The sequence below is a fragment of the Sebaldella sp. S0638 genome, assembly GCF_024158605.1.
Classification (GTDB): Bacteria; Fusobacteriota; Fusobacteriia; order Fusobacteriales; family Leptotrichiaceae; genus Sebaldella.
In genome coordinates this window covers 1-568 of sequence record NZ_JAMZGM010000135.1, presented here as the reverse complement: position 1 = coordinate 568, position 568 = coordinate 1, and the positions used below count along the sequence as shown (strand labels likewise).

General features: G+C 31.9%; 1 pseudogene. It reads right to left on the bottom strand.

Annotation, left to right across the window (positions count from 1 at the left end):
* Window positions 1–487 (bottom strand): annotated as a pseudogene (locus NK213_RS17975) (hypothetical protein); the annotation flags it as partial.
* Window positions 488–568: the final 81 nt, after the last annotated feature.

Below are 568 nucleotides of genomic sequence, written 5' to 3'. Positions count from 1 at the left end.
TTAATAACCCCTGCTCTGATTCCAATAAATTTAGCTTTTCCCGTAATTCTTTCTTTTCCATTTCAAGAGTCTCTTTTTTTCTACCAAGCTCCTTTAATTCCTCGGCTTTTTTACTTTCAAATTCCTGATGCTCTTTTTCCTGTTCTGATATTTCGTCCAGGAACTCCTTCAGTATTTTTTTATTTCTTTCTTTACTTGCCCCAAAATCTACATCATACAATGTTATTAAATTTCCCTCCTTACTTACTATATACAGTAAAAGATCCTCTTTATCTACATGAAATACTGCTAATTGTCTTTTTTTATCATCGTATATTCCCTCTGTTAAATATTCTGCCTTTTTAAAAGCTTCTCTCAAATCCTTTTCATACTGAATTACTTTTTCAGGATTTAAGGCTTTCCAGTCTTTAAAGGCTGTCTGACTGCTTATATGATCTTCTTCTATTCTCTGTGCCCATCTCATTAAGGCATGGTCTGTTATGTTCATTTTACCTCCTATTTTGGTAATAAAAAAACAAGACTATTCATATTTAGCCTTGTTTTAATACTACTTTTTCCTCAATTCTTC